14 protein-coding genes are annotated in these 19,408 nt (G+C 64.7%); 2 read left to right on the top strand and 12 right to left on the bottom strand.

From position 1 onward, the window contains the following. Positions 1–102: 102 nt before the first annotated feature. Entirely contained in the window at positions 103–540 is a 438-nt protein-coding gene (locus CHRYSEO8AT_RS12065) for an HIT family protein (RefSeq protein ID WP_159850327.1), read from the top strand. On the opposite strand, the gene CHRYSEO8AT_RS12060 is transcribed toward CHRYSEO8AT_RS12065, so the two are convergent. The 7 genes from CHRYSEO8AT_RS12060 to cyoA all read right to left on the bottom strand — a co-directional run bounded on the left by CHRYSEO8AT_RS12060 (position 537) and on the right by cyoA (position 7,417). After that, positions 537–1,073 carry a response regulator transcription factor gene (locus tag CHRYSEO8AT_RS12060; RefSeq protein WP_159850325.1) on the bottom strand — a complete coding sequence of 179 codons (537 nt, stop codon included), beginning with the start codon at positions 1,071–1,073 and terminating at the stop codon, positions 537–539. The genes CHRYSEO8AT_RS12065 and CHRYSEO8AT_RS12060 overlap by 4 nt on opposite strands. After that, entirely contained in the window at positions 1,070–2,395 is a 1,326-nt protein-coding gene (locus CHRYSEO8AT_RS12055; protein WP_159850314.1) for an ATP-binding protein, read from the bottom strand. Before CHRYSEO8AT_RS12055 ends, CHRYSEO8AT_RS12060 begins: the two co-directional genes overlap by 4 nt. Then, positions 2,392–3,069, bottom strand: coding sequence for an SURF1 family protein (locus CHRYSEO8AT_RS12050; protein WP_236547530.1), 678 nt, complete (start codon positions 3,067–3,069; stop codon positions 2,392–2,394). Before CHRYSEO8AT_RS12050 ends, CHRYSEO8AT_RS12055 begins: the two co-directional genes overlap by 4 nt. Before the next feature lie 82 nt (positions 3,070–3,151). Next, positions 3,152–3,547, bottom strand: coding sequence for a cytochrome o ubiquinol oxidase subunit IV (cyoD, locus tag CHRYSEO8AT_RS12045; RefSeq protein ID WP_159850312.1), 396 nt, complete (start codon positions 3,545–3,547; stop codon positions 3,152–3,154). Continuing rightward, complete coding sequence (cyoC, locus tag CHRYSEO8AT_RS12040; protein WP_159850310.1) at positions 3,544–4,170, bottom strand: cytochrome o ubiquinol oxidase subunit III; 627 nt, start codon at positions 4,168–4,170, stop codon at positions 3,544–3,546. Before cyoC ends, cyoD begins: the two co-directional genes overlap by 4 nt. Positions 4,171–4,173: 3 nt before the next feature. Next, the gene (gene cyoB / locus CHRYSEO8AT_RS12035) at positions 4,174–6,177 is read right to left on the bottom strand and encodes a cytochrome o ubiquinol oxidase subunit I (protein ID WP_159850307.1); all 2,004 of its coding nucleotides are present in this window, start codon (positions 6,175–6,177) and stop codon (positions 4,174–4,176) included. Between the two features lie 13 nt (positions 6,178–6,190). Beyond that, a complete protein-coding gene (cyoA, locus tag CHRYSEO8AT_RS12030) occupies positions 6,191–7,417 on the bottom strand; it encodes a ubiquinol oxidase subunit II (RefSeq protein WP_159850305.1) in 1,227 nt (408 codons plus the stop codon). Positions 7,418–7,626: 209 nt separating this feature from the next. Between cyoA and CHRYSEO8AT_RS12025 the strand changes: the two genes are divergently transcribed. Further along, the gene (locus CHRYSEO8AT_RS12025; RefSeq protein WP_159850303.1) at positions 7,627–8,979 is read left to right on the top strand and encodes an MFS transporter; all 1,353 of its coding nucleotides are present in this window, start codon (positions 7,627–7,629) and stop codon (positions 8,977–8,979) included. A gap of 79 nt (positions 8,980–9,058) precedes the next feature. Here CHRYSEO8AT_RS12025 and CHRYSEO8AT_RS12020 read toward each other — a convergent pair whose 3' ends face one another. The 5 genes from CHRYSEO8AT_RS12020 to CHRYSEO8AT_RS12000 form a co-directional block, all read right to left on the bottom strand. Continuing rightward, positions 9,059–10,729, bottom strand: coding sequence for an alkaline phosphatase (locus CHRYSEO8AT_RS12020; protein WP_201304428.1), 1,671 nt, complete (start codon positions 10,727–10,729; stop codon positions 9,059–9,061). 10 nt (positions 10,730–10,739) lie between these two features. After that, the gene (locus CHRYSEO8AT_RS12015; RefSeq protein ID WP_159850301.1) at positions 10,740–13,262 is read right to left on the bottom strand and encodes a TonB-dependent receptor; all 2,523 of its coding nucleotides are present in this window, start codon (positions 13,260–13,262) and stop codon (positions 10,740–10,742) included. A 139-nt stretch (positions 13,263–13,401) separates the two neighbouring features. Then, positions 13,402–14,742 (bottom strand): hypothetical protein, encoded by a 1,341-nt coding sequence (locus CHRYSEO8AT_RS12010; protein WP_201304427.1) that lies wholly within the window; start codon positions 14,740–14,742, stop codon positions 13,402–13,404. Between the two features lie 13 nt (positions 14,743–14,755). Then, entirely contained in the window at positions 14,756–17,803 is a 3,048-nt protein-coding gene (locus CHRYSEO8AT_RS12005; protein ID WP_159850299.1) for a TonB-dependent receptor domain-containing protein, read from the bottom strand. A gap of 62 nt (positions 17,804–17,865) precedes the next feature. Further along, a complete protein-coding gene (locus tag CHRYSEO8AT_RS12000) occupies positions 17,866–19,218 on the bottom strand; it encodes a dicarboxylate/amino acid:cation symporter (protein ID WP_370514255.1) in 1,353 nt (450 codons plus the stop codon). Positions 19,219–19,408 lie beyond the last annotated feature (190 nt).

The following is a 19,408-nucleotide window of genomic DNA, read 5'->3' as shown; positions in this document are numbered from 1 at the left end:
TCGTTGCGTTCAAGCGTGACCATAATGCATCGCGCGGGCGAAGGCTCCCCCTTCGCGCTCGCCGCTGCTATTCCCAAGGCCGACACCGCACGGAGACCGCCCATGAGCCTGCACGGCGCCTATGACCCGAACAACATCTTCGCCAAGATCCTGCGCGGCGAAATCCCCTCGGTAAAAATATGGGAGGACGATCACGTCCTGGCCTTCATGGACGTGTTTCCGCAGTCGGAAGGCCACGTCCTGATCATCGCCAAACAGTCACAGGCCCGCAATCTGCTGGAGGTCGAGCCGGAGGTTCTGGCCCGCATGACCGCCGCCCTTCAACGCACGGCCAAGGCGGTCGAGAAGGCGCTGCAGCCCGAGGGTCTGGCGATCCTTCAGTTCAACGGCGACGCGGGCGGACAGACGGTGTTCCACCTGCATTTCCACATCGTGCCGCGTTGGGCCGATCGTGAGATGAAGGGTCACGGCCATGCGCCGATGGCCGACACGGCGACCTTGCAGGCTCTGGCCGACCGGATCGCGGCCGCGCTGGATTAGGTCACGCGCCGCTTTTCCAGCTTTCGCGCCAGGGTGCGACGGTGCATGCCCAGGCGCCGCGCGGCCTCGGAGATGTTGAAGTCGGTCTCCACCAGCGTCTCGTGGATCCGCTCCCACTCCAGCGTCTTGATCGAGGTCGGGCGCGTGCCCAGCGGCGTCTCGGCGTCGCCGTCCGCCCGCCCGAACGCGGTCTCGATGTCGTCTGAACTGGCGGGCTTGGCCAGATAGTGTCGCGCGCCCAGCTTGATGGCCTCGACCGCCGTGGCGATGCTGGCGAAGCCGGTCAGGACGACGATGTTCATCTCGGGATCGAAGGCGTGCAGGGCCTCCACGCAGGTCAGGCCGGAGTGACCGCCCAGCTTCAGGTCCACGACCGCATAGCCGGGACGATGCGTCTTCAGCACCTCGGTCATCTGGTCGGGACTGGCGGCGCTGACGACGGCATAACCGCGCCGTTCGAACGACCGGCGAAGGGTGGTCGAGAAAGATTCGTCGTCCTCGACGATCAGCAGCAGTCTGGCCTCATCGATCATGGAGCGATCTCGTCCTTGGGCGCCAGCGCCGACAGCGGCAACGTCAGCCGCACCTCTGCGCCCCCGGCCGGGGGATTGGAAGCCTCGACCCGGCCGCCCAGCGACCGGATCACGTTCATCAGCAGGAACAGCCCCAGGCCGGCGCCCGCGCGGGGCTTGGTCGAGTTGTAGGGCTTACCCCAGGCCTGAAGGATGGCGGCTGGGAACCCCGGTCCGTCGTCTCTCACGGCGATGCCGAGCGTGTCATCCGTCCGCGTCGTGGTGACGACGATGCGCCCAGCGCCGGCCTCGACCGCATTGTCGAACAGCACGCCCAGCACCTGACGCAGGGCCGGGTCGGCGATGATGGACGGGTTCTGGGCCAGTTCGTCATGGATCTGCACGGCAACGCCGTCGCCATTCCAACTGGCGACGACATCGGCGACGAAGGCCCGCAGGGTGGTGCGCTCGGGCGCCTGTCCCCTCGCCTCGCCGGCCGACATCAGGATGCCGGTGACGATGGCCTTGCAGCGCTCGACCTCGGCCCGCATCACCGTCATGTCCTGCGCCAGATCGGGATCCTGGGTCAGGGCCGGCATCCGCTTCCAGTCGCTGAGGATCACGGACAGTGACGCCAGCGGCGTGCCCAGTTCATGCGCGGCCCCCGACGCCAGCAGGCCCATGCGGACGATGTGATCGTGCTCGGCGGTCTGCTGACGCATGGCGGCGACGGAGGCGTCGCGCTCGCGCAGGTTCTGGCTGATCCGGGTGACGAACAGCACCAGCAGCACCGCCATCAGGACGAAACATATCAAACTGCCTTGCAGATAAAGGCCGAGCAGCGAATCCTCTCGCGCCGGCGGCAGATTCAACGGCTGTGAATGCAGGCCCAGCCCGGCGAAACACAGGCTGGTGATGGCGATCAGAGCCCAGGCATAGACCGGCGCCAGCAGCACGGCCCCCAGCACCACCTGAAGCAGATAAAGCGCCACGAAGGGATTGGCCGCACCCCCCGTCAGGAACAGCAGCCAGGTCAAGGCCGCCACATCCGCCAGCAGGGCGATCATCAGCGCCTGATCCTCGACCTCCTCGCGGCGTGCGGTCAGCGGCGCGCTGATCAGATTGACCAGCACCAGTCCCACGGGCGCGGCCAGCAGCCACAGCACCGGCAGCGGGATACGCATCACATACTGAACCAGCAGGATCGTCGCCATCTGCCCGGCGACGGCCAGCCAGCGCAGCTGGATCAGCAGCAGCATGTTGCGCCGGTTGGCCCCGCCGTGCGAGGCGACGCCGCCGCTGAGCCCGCCCAGCCCCAGCAGCCTTTGAAGGCCCGAGGTCATGGCCGCCTGCGCCGGCCGTCTCGCAGGAACAGCCAAAGGCCGACCAGCGTCAGCAACGCCATGCCGAACCAGGTCAGGGCATAAACCAGATGACTGTTGGCGAACCGGATCACGGTCAGTCCGCCCAGCGGCCAGCCCCCCGGATTGGGCGTCGCGTCCGCATCGATGAAATAGGGCGCGACGTTCGTCAGGCCGCGCCGCGCCGCGATCGCCGCCACGTCGCGCGACCGCCAGCGGTCGCCAGCGGCGTCGTTGGCGCGCAGAAAGCCGCCCTTGGGTTCCGTGATCCTGAGCAGGCCCACGACGGTCTGCGGCCCCATGACCTGTCCATCTGCGCGCGCGGCCGGATCGCGCCGTCCGGCAGGCACGAAGCCGCGGTTGATCAGGACGGTGAAGCCGCGCGCATCGACCAGCGGCGTCATGACCCAGAAGCCGCCGCCCGCATCGGTCACGGCCTGAACCAGGGTTTCCTTGTCGTGCTCGAAGACCCCCTGCACGACCATGCGACGATACTGGTCGTCCTGTCGTGTGACGGTCGGCCATTGTCTCGGCCCCGGCCCGGGTTCAGCCGGCGCATGGACGCGGGCGTCGACCTGGGCGATCAGGTCGGTCTTCCAGGCCAGGCGCTGAATCTGCCAGCCGCCCAAGGCCAGAAAGCCGACGAACAGCGCCACCCCCACGACCGATACGACGATGCGGATCGGTCGCGAGGGCTTGGCCTTATCCGGGGCTGGAGACGTGTCCGTGATCTCGACCTCAGCCGCCCATGTTCGTCATGTCGTGTGTCATGGGCATCATGTTGGTGTTCAGGTGGTACATGACCCACAGCGAACCCGACAGGGCGATGACGACGACGATGATGGTGAAGATCAGCGCCAGCATGATCCAGCCGCCCTCCGACTTGGAGTTCATGTGCAGGAAGTAGATCATGTGGACCACGATCTGCACCACGGCGAAGCCCATGACGATCAAGGCCGTCGCCTGGGTCGGCAGGACGCCGGTCATCACCAGGGCGAACGGGATCGCCGTCAGGATCACCGACAGCACGAACCCGATCATATAGCTCTTGTAGGAGCCGTGATTGTGCGCCTCGTGGCCCAGGTCGTCGGTCTCGTGGGACTCAGGCGAATGGTCGTTCTTGTCGGCGCTCATCGCAGCATGCCCAGCAGATAGACGAAGGTGAAGACGCCGATCCAGATGACGTCCAGGAAGTGCCAGAACATCGACAGGCACATCAGGCGGCGTTTGTTGGCGGGGATCAGGCCCTTCATGCTGACCTGAACCATCAGCGTCACCAACCAGATGATGCCGAAGGTGACGTGCAGCCCGTGGGTGCCCACCAGGGTGAAGAAGGCCGACAGGAAGGCGCTGCGTTGCGGCGTCGCGCCCTCGTGGATCAGGTGCGCGAACTCGTAGAGTTCGATCCCCAGGAAGGCCAGGCCGAACAGGCCCGTGACCGCCAGCCAGATCAGGGTCTGACGCTGGTTGTTCTTGTCCATCGCCAGCATGGCGAAGCCGTAGGTGATCGACGAGAACAGCAGCATGGCGGTGTTGATCGCCACCAGCTCCAGATCGAACAGTTCCTTGGGTCCAGGCCCGGCGGCGTAGTTGCCGCCCAGCACGCCGAACACGGCGAACAGCATCGCGAAGATGAGGCAGTCGCTCATCAGATAGAGCCAGAAGCCCAGCATGGTGCTGGAGCCTTCCTCGTGGTGCGGCTCCTCTTCCAGGTGGAAGACGGTCGGGTCGTCGAGCTTGATCGTGGTCGCGCTCATGGATCAGGCCTCCGTTCCGGCCAGGGCGCGCGTGCGCGCCTCTTCGGTCGCACGCACCTCATCCTCGGGGATGTAGTAGTCGCGCTTGTAGTTGAAGGTGTGCCCGATCGAGACGGCCAGCACCCCGATGAAGCTGATCGCAGCCAGCCACCAGATGTACCAGATCAGCGCCAGACCCATCACCAGGCACAGGCCCGAGATGATGACGCCCGTTCCGGTGTTCGACGGCATGTGGATCGCCTTGTAGCCGGTCAGCGGGCGCTGATAGTTCTTCTTCTTCATGTCCCACCAGGCGTCGGCGTCATGGATGACCGGCGTGGCGGCGAAGTTGTAGGCCGGCGGCGGCGAGGACGTCGCCCACTCCAGCGTGCGGCCTCCCCACGGATCGCCCGTGGTGTCGCGCAGCTTGTCGCGGTTGATGATCGACACGGCGAACTGGATGAACATGGCCGCGATGCCCAGGGCGATCACGCCCGCACCAATGGCGGCGATCACGAACCAGATCTGCAAGGACGGATCGTCGAACACCCGCATCCGGCGCGTCACGCCCATCAGGCCGAGCACGTACAGCGGCAGGAAGGCCAGCCAGAAGCCGGGCACCCAGCACCAGAAGCTGATCAGGCCCCACTTCTTGTCCAGCTTGAAACCGAAGGCCTTGGGCCACCAGAAGTTGATGGCCGCGAACAGGCCGAACAGCACGCCGCCGATGATGACGTTGTGGAAGTGGGCCACCAGGAACAGCGAGTTGTGCAGCACGAAATCGGCCGGCGGCACCGCCAGCAGCACGCCCGTCATCCCGCCGATCACGAAGGTCAGCATGAAGGCGATCAGCCACATCATCGGCAGTTCGAACCGGATGCGTCCGCGGTACATCGTGAACAGCCAGTTGAAGATCTTGGCCCCGGTCGGGATCGAGATGATCATCGTGGTGATGCCGAAGAAGCTGTTGACCGAGGCGCCAGAGCCCATGGTGAAGAAGTGGTGCAGCCAAACCAGGTACGACAGGACCGTAATGACGACCGTGGCGTAGACCATGGAGGTATAGCCGAACAGCTTCTTGCCCGAGAAGGTCGAGGCGATCTCCGAAAAGACGCCGAACAGCGGCAGGATCAGGATGTAGACCTCGGGGTGACCCCAGATCCAGATCAGGTTCACGTACATCATCGGGTTGCCGCCGAAGTCGTTCGTGAAGAAGTTGGTGCCGACGTAACGGTCCAGCGTCAGCAGGGCCAGGACGGCGGTCAGAACCGGGAAGGACGCCACGATCAGCACGTTGGTGCACAGCGAGGTCCAGGTGAAGACCGGCATCTTCATCATGCCCATGCCGGGCGCGCGCATCTTCACGATGGTCGCGATCAGGTTGATGCCGGACAGCGTCGTCCCCACCCCCGCGATCTGCAGCGCCCATATGTAATAGTCGACCCCGACGCCGGGGCTGTATCCGATGCCCGACAGCGGCGGATACGCCAGCCAGCCGGTGCGCGCGAACTCGCCCACGAACAGCGAGGCCATGACGATGATGGCGCCGGCCGTGGTCATCCAGAAGCTGAAGTTGTTCAGGAAGGGGAAGGACACGTCGCGCGCGCCGATCTGCAGCGGCACGACATAGTTCATGATCCCCGTCACCAGCGGCATGGCCACGAAGAAGATCATGATCACGCCGTGGGCGGTGAATATCTGGTCGTAGTGGTGGGCGTTCAGATAGCCCTCGGACCCGCCGAAGGCCATGGCCTGCTGGATGCGCATCATGATGGCGTCGGCGAACCCGCGCACGAACATGATCAGACCCAGGATCATGTACATGATCCCGATCTTCTTGTGGTCCACGGTGGTGAACCACTCCTTCCAGAGATATCCCCACAGCTTGAAATAGGTCAGGGCGCCGAACAGGGCGAGACCGCCCAGCAGCACCACGCACATGGTCACGACCAGGATCGGCTCGTGCAGAGGCAGGGCCTCCCACGTGAGGCGCCCGAAGATAAGCGGAATGAGTTGGTCAGCGTTCATCGACTGTGTTCGCTCAGGCGTTGGGGGCGGAACGGATGTCGGTCGGAACCGGCCCCGTAGCGAAGGGATTGGCGAGGGTCGTCAGCGAGGCCATGGGCGTGCGCTTGGGCGACAGTCCCTGCCCCGTCAGGCGCTCCAGGCTGGTGGGGCCGGCGACGACATCCAGCTCGGCCTGACGCATCCGGTCGGCGGCGCGCGCCTCGGCCTGCAACGGCGTGCAGATGGTCATGACGTAGCTTTCGTTGGAGCCGAAATAGGCCGGCGACTTACCGCGCCCGGCGTATTTGTCGTAAACCAGCGGCATGGTGTTGCGTATCGACGCCATGGACAGGCCGCCCTGTTTGTCGATGGCCATCATCTCGCCCATGCACATCTTGCCCGGCTCGACGCACATATTCAGGATCGCGTCCCACAGCGCGCCGTCGACAGCGCCGAAGTGCAGGACCGGCACCTTCTCGCTGGGCTTTTCCAGCTCCAGATACTGATCGCGATCCAGCGTCTGGCCGCCCTGACGCACGCCCGACACCCACTGGTCGAAGCCGGCCTGATCCAGACCGTGGAAGGCGAAGCGCATGTTGGAGAAGCCGTCGCCGGAATAGTTGGCCGAGAAGCCTTCGTATTCGCCCGGACGGTTGATCACGGCGTGCAGCTTCGTCTCCATGCCCGGCATGGCGTAAATCTGACCGGCCAGGGCGGGAATGTAGAAGCTGTTCATCACCGAGGACGAGGTGATGTGGAAGCGGATCGGACGATCGACCGGCGCCGCCAGTTCATTGACTGTGGCGATACCGTACTGCGGGTAGATGAACATCCACTTCCAGTCGAGCGCGACCACATTGACCTGAAGTGGTTCGACGCCCTCCTCGACAGCCTGTCCTGGCTTGATCCGGTCGATCGGACGATAGGGGTCCAGCAGGTGGGTGCCCGCCCAGGTCAGCGCGCCCAGGCAGATGATGATCATCAGCGGCGCGGCCCAGATGACCAGTTCCAGCGACGTGGAGTGGTCCCAGTCTGGCTGATATTCGGCCTCGGCCTCCTTGTTCGACGCCCGGTACTTCCAGGCGAAGAAGACGATCAGCGCCATCACCGGCACGATGATGATCAGCATCAACAGCGTGGAGATCATCAGCAGGTCGCCCTGCTGGGCGGCGACGTCGCCGGCAGGGTTCAGCACGACCAGATTGCAGGCCGACAGCAGGGCCACGAGGGGCGCGAGCAGGAGTAGGCGCAGACGGCGCAAAGCGGATCCAATCGAAAAGCGTCGGGCAAGGGGGAGGCGCCGCGACGGTTGGCGTTCGTAGGCGGCGGGATAGTCAGCTTCGATCTGGAACGACATTGGACAATCTGTCCTATCCTCTTGAGGCCGCTTTCATCGCAAAGGGCGCCCGGTCATAATGCGGCGACCTGCCGTACGCCCAGATTACCATCTCACACGGAGCGACCTAGCCCATGTCCGCCTCGACGACCCCTTCGTCAGAGTCGCTGGAACGCGACGCCGCCGCTCTTCATAAGGGGCATGGCAAGGTTGACGCCGGCGAAATCGCCATCGGCGTCATTATCGGCCGAACTTCCGAGTTTTTCGACTTCTTTGTTTACGCCATCGCCTCGGTGGTCGTCTTCCCGCAACTGATCTTCCCCTATGCGGGCGCTGTCGGCGGCACACTGCTGTCGTTTGCGATCTTCGCCCTCGCCTTCCTGTTCCGCCCGCTGGGCACGGTCCTGTTCATCGCCATCGACCGCAAGTTCGGACGGGGCGCCAAGCTGACGACCGCCCTGTTGCTGCTGGGCACCTCGACCGTCTCCGTCGCCTTCATCCCCGGTTTCGAAAGCATCGGCATGTGGGCGCCGGTGCTGCTGGCCCTCACCCGCATCGGCCAGGGCGTCGCCCTGGGCGGCACCTGGGATGGTCTGGCCTCGCTGCTGGCGCTGAATGCCCCCGAGGGCAAGCGCGGCTGGTACGCCATGATCCCGCAGCTGGGCGCGCCCATCGGCCTGCTGGTCGCCTCGGCCCTGTTCGCCTTCTTCCTGAACACCCTGTCGGCGCCCGACTTCCTCGATTGGGGCTGGCGCTATCCGTTCTTCGTGGCCTTCGCCATCAACGTGGTGGCCCTGTTCGCCCGCCTGCGCATCGTGGTGACGCCCGCCTTCCAGAAACTGTTCGAGACCCGCGAGCTTCAGCCGACCCCGGTGTCGCAGGCCCTGCGCGCCGAAGGCCCCAAGATCGCCATCGGCGCCTTCGCTCCCCTGGCCAGCTTCGCCATGTTCCACATGGTCACGGTCTTCCCCCTGTCGTGGGTCTTCCTGTTCACCAACGAGACCCCGGTCCGCTTCCTGCTGATCGAGATGGTGGGCGCGGTCTTCGGCCTGATGGCCATCCTGGCTTCGGGCGTTTTGGCCGACCGCTACGGCCGCCGCACCCTGCTGGCGATCACTGCCGCCGGCATCGCCGCCTTCTCGGGTTTTGCGCCACAACTGCTGAACGGCGGCACGGCGGGCGAGCTGACCTTTATGATCTCCGGCTTCATCCTGCTGGGCCTGTCGTTCGGCCAAGCCTCGGGGCCGGTGGCGTCCAGCTTCAGCCTGACCAACCGCTACACCTCATCGGCTCTGACATCCGACTTGGCCTGGCTGTTCGGCGCAGGCTTCGCCCCGCTGGCGGCCCTGTGGATCTCCAGCCAGTTCGGCCTGATCGCCGCCGGCGCCTATCTGCTGTCGGGCGCCGTCTGCACCCTGCTGGCCCTGTGGCTGAACCGCGAACTGGCCCGCAGCTCCTCGGACAAGGACCGCGCCAAGCCAGTCTGATCCACCGCATTCACCGCACACAAAAAGACACGGCCCGCAGTCGCCTGCGGGCCGTATTGCGTTTGAACCTAGGACCGCTTCAGACTTCCGTCAGGTCGCCTTGCGGAGAGACGGCGAAGGTCTTCACCTTCTTAAGCTCATAGGGTTTGGCGGCGATGGTCGACACGGCCCACAGCTCGCCGACGACTTGGTCTCGCGTGACGTTCAGCAGCACATACCCCTTGGACGTCTGGTCACAGAACTTGACCTCGGGATTGGCCGCCGACAGCGCCACGCCCAGCGGCAGGCCGCCGACATGGTCGCCCGGCGACGGGCTGGAGATCGAGGAGGTGCCGAACTCCACCGCCCGGCGTGCGCCCGCCTTGTCATGCAGTTCGTTGACCCAGAAGGCATGGCTGTCGCCCGCCAGGACGATGGGCGCCACGTCCGCCGCAGCAAAGGTTTCGTACAGACGCTCGCGCCCGGCCGGATAGCCGTCCCAGCTGTCGAGATTGAACGGCAGGCCCAGCTTGAACAACTGGATCGCCGCCTCGACCTGAGGCCGGACGTCGGCCGGCAGTGACGCGACCATCTGCTGGATCTGCTCCGGCGGCATCATGCGTGAGATGTCCGGTCCCTTGACCTTGGCCATCACCACCTGATTGCCCAGGATCTGCCACGGACGCCCCGCGGCCTTGGAGCGGCTCAGCGTCTCACCGATCCACTGACGCTGACGCTCGCCCAGCAGGTCGCGATCCGACGCCTGACGCAGCGCCTCGAACGCCGCGACATCCGGCGCACCCTCCGCCGTCTTGGGGATGTCGGCGAAGGTCATCTGCTCGCCACGCGCCAGCAGCCGGGTCTCGACCATCGTCAGGGTGGCCAGGTCGCCGAAGTCGAAGCTGCGGTTGATCGCCTCGTTCAGCGCACCCGCCTTGGGCTCACGGATCGGCATCCATTCGTAATAGGCGCGCAGGGCTGCCGCCTTGCGTGTCGCGAAGTCGCCCTCGGTCTCGGGCTGGTGGTTTTCGGCGCCCATCATCCAGGCGTCGTTGGCCACCTCGTGATCGTCCCACACGCAGATGAAGGGCGCACGGGCATGGGCGGCCTGAAGGTCGGGATCGATCTTGTATTGCGCGTGACGCATCCGATAGTCAGCCAGGCTGACGATCTCGTGCGGCGGCTGGGGAATGCGCCCCAGGGCCACGCCCGCGCTCATGCCATAGTCGGACGGCTCGGCCCCATATTCGTAGATGTAGTCGCCCAGGTGAACGACGGCGTCCAGCCGATCCAGCCTGGACAGGGCGTCATAGGCGTTGAACAGGCCGCCCGGATAGAGCTGGCACGACACCACGGCCAGGGCCAGATCGGCCGTCGCGCCCTCGGGCAGGGTCCGCACCCGCCCGACCGGCGAGGTCACGCCATTGGCGACGAAGCGATAGAAATACTCGCCCCCCGGCTCCAGGCCCTGTCCATCCAGGTCGTGCTTGACGGTGAAGTCCCGCTCGGCCCGCGCGCGCAGCCCGGTCGAGCGACGCACGATGTCGCCGAACCCGGCGTCATGTGCGACTTCCAGCACCACCGCGACGTCCCCGACCGCCGGATCGGCCGGGGTGACGCGGGTCCAGAAGACGGCCGAGCGCGTGTCGGGATCGCCGCTGGCCACCCCGTGCAGGAAGGCGACCGATCCGGTGTTGGTCCCCTGCGCCACGGCAGGCGACGCCGCCCCCGCACCGAGGAGCCCCAGAAGACTGCGGCGATCCATTTTCATCGTCAGATCCTCAGAGCTTCAGCTTGAACACGAGGCCGTACGACGCAGGCCGACCGGCGATGAAGGTCGGCATCCCCAGGCCGTCGCCCGTATTGCCGGCGTCCTTGATATATTCCTCGTCCAGCACGTTCTCGCCGAAGGCCTCGACGCCCCAGGCTCCGGAGTCCGGGATGTAGCGGACGCGCAGGTTCAGTAGGCCATAGGCGTCCTGAGATTCGTCTTGGATCAGGTCCGCAACGATCGCGCCACGCGCCGTCGTTTGCAGGTCCGGGCGGTCGTTGTCGTCGCTGAAGAAGACCTTGGACTGCCAGGTGTAGGTCGGCTGCACCACGACCGCGCCCCCAGCGACCGGCAGACGCCAGGTTGCGCCGATCGAGGCGGCGTTATCCGGCGACAGGCGGAACTGGTTGCCGTCATAGATGCCGTTCTCGAACCGCGAGTGGTTGTAGGCATAGGTGGCGAACAGGTCGAAGTTCGACGCGACGGCGAAGTTGGCCTGGGTCTCGAAGCCATACGACTTGGCTTCGCCGGCGTTTGTGACGACGAAGGTCGTGCCCTGCTGGATCGTCGTCTGGAAGTTTTCGTAGTTGTACAGGAACACCGCGCCATCGACGCGCAGGCGGCCGTCCAGCAGTGACGACTTGGCGCCGACCTCATAGCTGTCGACCGTCTCGGCTTCCACCGGGGCGAACCGGGGCGCGCCCAGCGGCGCCGACGGGCCCGATGCGCTGATCACTTCCGGGCGGCGACCGCGCGCATAGTTGGCATAGACGTTCGTATCGTCCGTCAGCGCATAGCGCGCGGTCAGACGCCAGGTCACGCCGTCATCCTTGGAGTCGAAATAGGCGAAGTCGCCGTTGTTTGCGGTCGGCTGCGAGATCAGGCCGAACAGCGGGAAGGCGCTGGCGGGAATGGCCAGATAGGCGGGGTTGGCCAAGGCGCCGAGGAAGGTCGGAACCTGCGCCGCGGGAATGGCGCCCGCTTGCAGCGCCAGCAGGGCGCCGAGCACAGAACGGCTCTGTACCGAACTGGCGTATCCGGTGGTCTTGTCGTCGCGAGTGTAGCGCACGCCCGCCGACATCTCGAACCGGTCGGTGAAGGCATATGTGGCGTCGGCGAAGACATCGTAGGACGTCAGTTCCGAGCTGTTGGTCGGCGTCTCGATGTGCGCCGACTTCAGATTGGCGGCGATAGGCGTAGCGAAGGCGCCGGCGCCGAGCGGCGTCAGCAGGCCACCGAGTGCGAGCTGCGCGATGGCCGGATAGGCGGTCAGCGGCAGGGTCCGATCACTGACCGTCGCAGGCGAACCGTCCAGCAGGCCGGACAGCTGCGCCAGGATCAGGCGCTCGTCGAACTGGGTCGGGGTGCGCTGATAGCCCTCTTCATGGAACCAACCCGCGCCGACGAAGCCCGTCAGGCGGCCGCCGTTGTCGAAGCCCAAACGCAGGTCCTGGCTCCACTGTTCGCCATGCGTATCCTCGGCGGCCGTCAGCAGCGGCAAGGACACGCCATCGGCGTCAAAGGTCTCGTAGTTGGTGAACTCGCGATAGGCCGTGGTCGAATTCAGCGTCCAGGCGGCGTTCAGGTCGATGCGGGCCAGACCCGTCACGCCCCAGACTTCGCGGTCCAGACCCAGCGACTTGCCGCCGTCAAACGCGGCGCCCGGCGTCAGGGCCGCACCTTCCCAGGGCTCCTTGCCGCCCAGCACGGCGCCGGTGTTCGGATCGGCCGGCGCATAGGCGATCGACTTGAACGACGTCCCCGAGGCGTTGTCCTTCTGATAGTTGCCGATCACGTCGAACCGCATGGCGTCCGACGGTGTCCAGGCGCCGGATAGACGGAAAGCCCGGGTCTCGATGGCGTTGAAATCCTCGCCGCCCAGCAGGTTCTCGACCGAGCCGTCGCGGGTCTTCAGGCGCGTGGCCAGGCGCAGGCCGGCGGTCTCGCCGACCGGCAGGTTCAGCGCGCCCTCAACCATGCGATAGCCTTCGTTGCCCGCCTCGATATTGGCATAGGCTTCGGTCTCGCCGGGACGCGCGCGGTTCTGAACAAGATTGACCGCGCCGATCAGGGCGCCGCGCCCGTAAAGCGTCGATTGCGGCCCCTTGGCGATCTCGACGCGCTCAAGGTCGAACAACTCGACATAGGAACCGCGCGACTTGGAGATCGACACCCCGTCCTGGAACACCGAAACGCGGGCCTCGGAGGTCGCGGCGCCGGAATCGGAGGTGATGCCGCGCATCACGAAGCCCGGATTGTTAGGCGACTGGTTCTGCACCAGGAAGCCCGGCACGAAGGCCGACAGCTGTTCGAACTCCTGAATGCCCAGGTCTTCCAGGAACTGGCCCGAATAGGCCGTCAGGGCGAACGGCACGTCGATGGTCTTCTGTTCGCGCAGCTGCGCGGTGACGATGACGTCTTCGACGCTGTTGACCGGCGCCTGTTCCTGCGCCCAGGCGACCGATCCGGCCGTCATGACGCCCGTTAGGGTGGCGGCGGCCAGCAGGCGCGTCTTCAATGTGGTCTTGGACATCTGATCCCCCAGATTCGACTAAGCTGGGAGGTGCCCTACGACGGACCGGTGTCGAGGCGACGACACCCCCGCATCGTCTTGACGACGACGCCAAGACGATGCGGCGACGATTGATCCGTCTACCGACGGATGGCGCCGATCAGTTGGCGCGCTGATCGATGGAGGGTCGGAAATCCTCGTCGAAATGACAGCCGTCATCATAGCGTGACGCCGCAGCCTGACACAGCGTCGCCACGTCGCCAGGCGTCGGTTTCACGCCCTCGTCCAGCCAGCGCATCATGGCCTGGAACAGCCCCACATACTCGGGTGGAGACAGGCGGCTGTGCTCAGACTCGTCCGTAAAGGTCTGGACCAGCAGGCCCGACCGTCCAGCGGCGGCGACCGTCTCGCGATACAGCGCATCGTTGGAGACGAAGGCGGTCGCGTCGTTCTTGGCGTGGATCGTCAAGGTCGGCGCCACGATCAGACCGCTGAGATCGGCGTCATAGGCCAGGCGCGCCAAGCCCATGGGGTCGACGGCGAAGCGTTGAACGCCTGCATTCAAAGCCGCGTCGTCGTGAGAACCTTGATAAACGGTCTGGCTGTTGTCGAACGGGTTCAGCCCGTCCAGCCGCCGCTGAACCATGTCGCGGAACAGGAAGGTCGCCCAGGCTAGGTGCGGAGCCAACTGCTCCTCATTTACGCCTGTCACAGCCAGGATATCCGCCAGATTGCGCTTCTGTTCGGCTGAGCGTCGCGCCTCAGGCAAGCCTGCCCCGGTGCAGGTCTGGACACGTTCGGTCAGTTGCGCGCGGGTCAGATGGCTGTCCAACGGCAAGCCCTGCCACAGTGGATATTGAGGTTCGTCCGTGCGCGGATGATTGTTGCAATAGAACTGATAGACGGCCCGCAGATCGGCCCGGAACTGATAGGTCCGCGTGCCGCCGCCGATGACGCCGTTGGTCAGGACGACGCCGTCCCACACCACCTGCCCCTCGGCGTCGCGGCCATACAACTCGGCGGTCTTCGCCGCGACATTGCCGCCCCACGACTGTCCGTGCACCAAGGTGCGCTTGGGCTTTCCGAACGCCTCCCAGAAAATCCGGCGCAGGTCGTCCGTATCCTGCGCCGCCATCCGCACGCCATAGCCGCCGCGGCGATAGGTCGAGCCCGCCCAGGCGAACCCTTCCCGCACCGTCATGGAGAACCGCTCCAGGTCCTCCAGCGGGTCTTCAGCCTTAGGCGCGCTGGTGCGCGGACCGCCATGCGCGTGGACGACCAGAGCGCCGTTCCAATCCTTGGGCACGGCGATCCAGTAATAGCCGCCCTTGGCCGCCCGGCCCGACCAGCACCGCGTCTCCTGCGGCACATAGTCGGGACAGGCCGCTGCGACTGGCGCCTCCGCCGTCGTCGTTCTTGCCTCCTGAGCCTGGGCGAGCGGCGCGATCCCCATGGACGTGAGAACCAGCACAGCGAGGCATCCGACGGAGCGAACGGTCATGGCCCTATCCTTCTCAGAACGTCTTGGACACGTTGACGTACCAGTAGCGACCCCATGGGCTGTGGACCGTGCCGCGATACCCGTTGTCGGCCAAAGGCGGACCCTCGTTCGTCAGATCGCGCCCACCCAGCCGCACCCGTGTTTCGTCAGGGAAGGCGTAGTCGATGTAGCCGTTTATCGTGCGACGAGAATCGACGACAAACGGATTGCCGGACACTCCCAGCAGGCCGGGTTGTTCGAAGTCGCTGATATACTGGCTGGACAGGCCCGATCGCCACGGCCCCTTGCGCCACGTCAGACTGGCGTTGACCCGCCATTCAGGACGTCCGTTCTGGCCGATCAACTGCGATGGATCCGGCAGGGTTGTGCCGGCGTTGATCGTGCCGTCCGCACGCGCCGCAAACAGCGCGTTGACGATGTCGCCCGGATCGCGCGTGAATTCTTCCAGCTTCGAAGCATTCACGTTCAAGGTGAAGGTGCCATAGCGGGTCCGCCGCAGCGACCAGTTCATCGCCAGGTCCAGGCCGGAAACGGTCTGAGGCTGCAGGTTGATGAAGCGATCATTGATCGACGTCACCTCGCCGGCAGGCGTCAGGCCCGTGCCTTGGAACAGCAAGATATCTTCAGGCGTCGGCGCGCGACGATTGACCAGCGGGTTCGACCCGCCCTGAACGCGGTTCAGATAATCCAGAGCAAGAGCCGTCTGAGAGCCCAACAGGCCGACGATCTTCTCCTGTTCGATCCGCCAACGATCGATCGTGAAGGTGAAAGAGCCAAAGCGTTCAGGAATGAAATGCGGCTGAAGCACCAGGCCATAGGAGGTGTTGGTGCTTTCTTCCGGCTCCAGATCAGGATTGCCCGCCACCAGCAACGACACACTGGACGTGTTCTGCGAGCATTGCGCGAAGTTGGAAATCCTGCCCGCGCGCAGATCGGCCTCGCACCGCACATAGTCGATGCCGGTCGCCAGACGGCCGTATTCCGTGGCGTTGGTCTGTTCGAGGTTCGGCGCACGGAAGCCTTCGGAGTATGAACCGCGCACCCTGACGCCGGGCACGATGTCCCAGGCCGCCGCGATCTTGGGCTTGGCCACCGATCCGAAGTCCGAATAATGCTCGTATCGGCCCGCCAACTGCACATCGATGCGATTGACCAAGGGGATGTTCATCTCGGGCGAGACCAGCGGCACGGCGAACTCCAGATAGGTCGAGAAGACCTCGCGGCTTCCCTTCGTATCCGGGTTGGGGCTGACGGCCGAAACGTTGGAAGCGTTCCTTTCGCCCGTCACCATGTCGGTGAAGGTGAAGGTGCCGTCTATATTCTCGTCGCGGTCGTCGCTTTGGGTTTCACGGCGGGCTTCGAGGCCGAAAGCCACCCCGACCGGACCAGCCGGCAAGGTGAACAGGTCCCCTCGCGACAGTTTGAGGTCCGCCATGGCCAAGGTCGTGCGAGATATACGGCGCATATCGAACACGATGGCGTCGATCGCCGCCTGGGAGCTGGGCGAGCAGTCGCCGAAGCTTGGCGTGGCCACGCAGCCGCCGCTGAAGGGATTGTAGGCGTCGGGAGTCGACAGAGCCAGCTGCCGCTGCAAGGCGGTCATATTGATGTTGGGAGACGAATCTTCAGCCTCGGCCTCTGAGTAGCTGACAGCCGTCTCCCAGTTGAAGCCGCGCCATTCGCCCCGCAGGCCGCCTAGCAGACGCGCCTGATAGTTGTCGACCTTGACCACCTGGAAGCCGGCATCGACGAAGCGATAGTTGGTCATCAGGACAGGCAGGCCGGCCGTGGACACGCCGGTCAGGTTGGGCAGGCGGTTCGGATTCAGCGAACCATCTACAAAGCGGACCGGGCCGAAAGGATTGTAGTAGTTGCTGGCTGGAATCCAGATCTGGTTCAGATTGACGACCGGCGGCTGAACGGCGCGGCTGTGGGCGGTGTAATAGCCGATCTCACCAAAGGCCTCGATGTCCGGCGTCAGGTCGTAACGGCCCGTCAAAAACAGGTTCGCACGTTCAACCGACGGCCGCACCGTCGTATCCACACGGGTGTCGTACCGCATGTCCCTGTTGGTCGTGTTGAAGTTGTGGTTGCCGCTGGCGATGCAGATGTCGCCCCCGACGTTGACCCCACACCCAAAGCTGGTCGGCTGAAAACGGAAAGCGCCCGCAGTATTGGTGACCGCCACCCCGTTGGAGCGGATCACACCCCGAGATCCGACCGAAAGACGCGCCCAAGGCGTATTTGACGAGCGACCATCCAGCGATTGAACGTTGGCGAAATCAGGGTCGTCGGCGAACAGCGGACGTATGTCGTCCGAACGGGTGAAATCCTGATCGGACGCCCACAGGGCGGTGCGCGAGGCGTAGTTGGAGAACAGCGAGATATTGCCGCGTTCGAAGTTTCGACCGGCGAACAGGTTGGTCTCGAAATCCCGCATCTGCGTGCCTTCCGCGCCGCCGTAGCGTGCGCTGATCGTCAGGCCGTCGATGTTGTCACGCAGCACAGTGTTGACCACACCCGCCACGGCGTCCGCGCCATAGATGGCCGCCGCGCCGTCCAGCAGGACTTCCAACCGCTCCAGACCCGCAACGGGGATGGCGTTGGAGTTATAGCTCAGCACCGGCACCGTGCCGGTATCCGATGTACCCTGGCTGGTCGGGTGCTGAATCACGCGACGCCCGTTCAGCAGCACGAGCGTGTTGCCTACACCCAGTGAACGAAGATTGACGGAGTTGACGTCGCCACGTGCGGAGTTGGATGTCTGCGCCCCGCTGGAGCTGTCGAACTGGACATCGCCCATCTGTGGAATGGTGCGAAGTAACTCATCGCCAGTTGTGGCGCCGGTGGCGTCGATCTGCTCACGATCGGCGACGATCACAGGCAGGGCGGTCGTAGTTCGCGCACCGCGGATGTTGGTCCCGACGACGACGATGTCCTCGACCTGGGTGGAGTTGTCTTCAGCCGCCGCCGGCAGCGATTCTTGGGCCTGCACGGCTCCGGTGAGCAGAACCGCCGAAGCGGTCGTCGCCAACAACACGAATTTCGAGCGTCTGGTCATTATGGTTTCCTCTCCCAGGCCGTCGTTGATCGACGGTCCTTGCTAAAAACAGTTTCGGCGGATCAGTCCTTGGCCAGGATCAGATCATCTCCTGGTCCTGCCGCCGGATCGGGCAGAGCCACCACCGGCAACGGTTGTCCATCCAACGCGGCCTTCAAGGCGTCACGGTCCAACTCACCTTCCCAGCGGGCCACGACGATGGTGGCCACGGCGTTGCCGATGAAGTTGGTCAGGGCCCGGCACTCGCTCATGAAGCGGTCGATGCCCAGGATCAGCGCCATGCCGGCGACCGGCACGTCCGGCACGACCGACAGGGTCGCCGCCAGGGTGATGAAGCCCGCGCCCGTAATGCCGGCCGCGCCCTTGGAGCTGAGCATGGCGACCAGCAGAAGCGTGATCTGCTGCCAGATCGTCAGGTCGATGTTCAGCGCCTGGGCGATGAACAGGGCCGCCATCGTCATATAGATGTTGGTGCCGTCCAGATTGAACGAATAGCCGGTCGGCACGACCAGGCCGACCACCGACTTGGCGGCGCCCGCGCGCTCCATCTTGGAGATCAGGCTAGGCAGGGCCGCCTCGGAGCTGGAGGTGCCCAGCACCAGCAGCAGTTCTTCTTTCAGATAGCGGATCAGCTTGAGGATATTGAAGCCGTTGGCGATCCCCACAAGCCCCAGCACACCCACCACGAAAATGATGGCGGTGACGTAGAAGGTCACGATCAGCGCCGCCAGATTGGCGATGGAGGCGATGCCATAGGCGCCGATGGTGAAGGCAAAGGCCCCGAAGGCGCCGATCGGCGCGGCCTTCATCACGATGGCCACCAGCTTGAAGACGGCCAGGCTGAGGGTCTCGAACAGGTCGACCACCGGCTGGGCGCGCTCGCCCACCAGCGCAAGGGCCAGACCGAACAGAATGGAGACGAACAGAACCTGCAGGATGTTGCCGGTCGAGAAGGCGCTGACCAGAGTGTCCGGAATGACGCCCATCAGGAAACCGACGATGGTGCTCTCGTGCGCGGCGGTGGCGTATTGCTCCACGGCGCCGGCGTTCAGCGTCGCCGGGTCGATGTTCAGCCCATCGCCGGGACGCACGATATTGGCGATGATCAGGCCCACGATCAGAGCCAAAGTCGAGAAGACCAGGAAATAGGCGAAGGCCTTGGCGGCGACACGACCCACGCTGCCCAGGTCGCGCATGCCGGCGATGCCGGTCACGATGGTCAGGAAGATCACCGGCGCGATGACCATCTTCACCAGCTTGATGAATCCATCGCCCAGCGGCTTCAGGCTTTCGCCGAAGTCAGGCCAGAAATGACCGATCAACGCGCCGAGCGCGATGGCGATCAACACCTGGAAATACAGGTGGCGATAGAACGGCCGGCGAACGACCGGCGCGGCCTCTGATGGGACTGAAATCACGAAAGGCTCCTGATTTGCGAGGGCGATCCTCGCAGTCTCCTCGATGGGCGCGATCTTCGTCACGCTCCGTTCGACAGACCTTCGATGACTAAGGTCGCTTTGAAAAGCGAATGCGACATCCAGTCTATCGTAATGAAATCACGTCGCTTTTCTTACCGACACACCCTCACCCCGAGACCATCGTGCG

It is taken from the genome of Brevundimonas sp. G8, from assembly GCF_902506205.1.
Classification (GTDB): domain Bacteria; phylum Pseudomonadota; class Alphaproteobacteria; order Caulobacterales; family Caulobacteraceae; genus Brevundimonas.
This window is presented reverse-complemented; position numbering and strand designations above follow the sequence as displayed.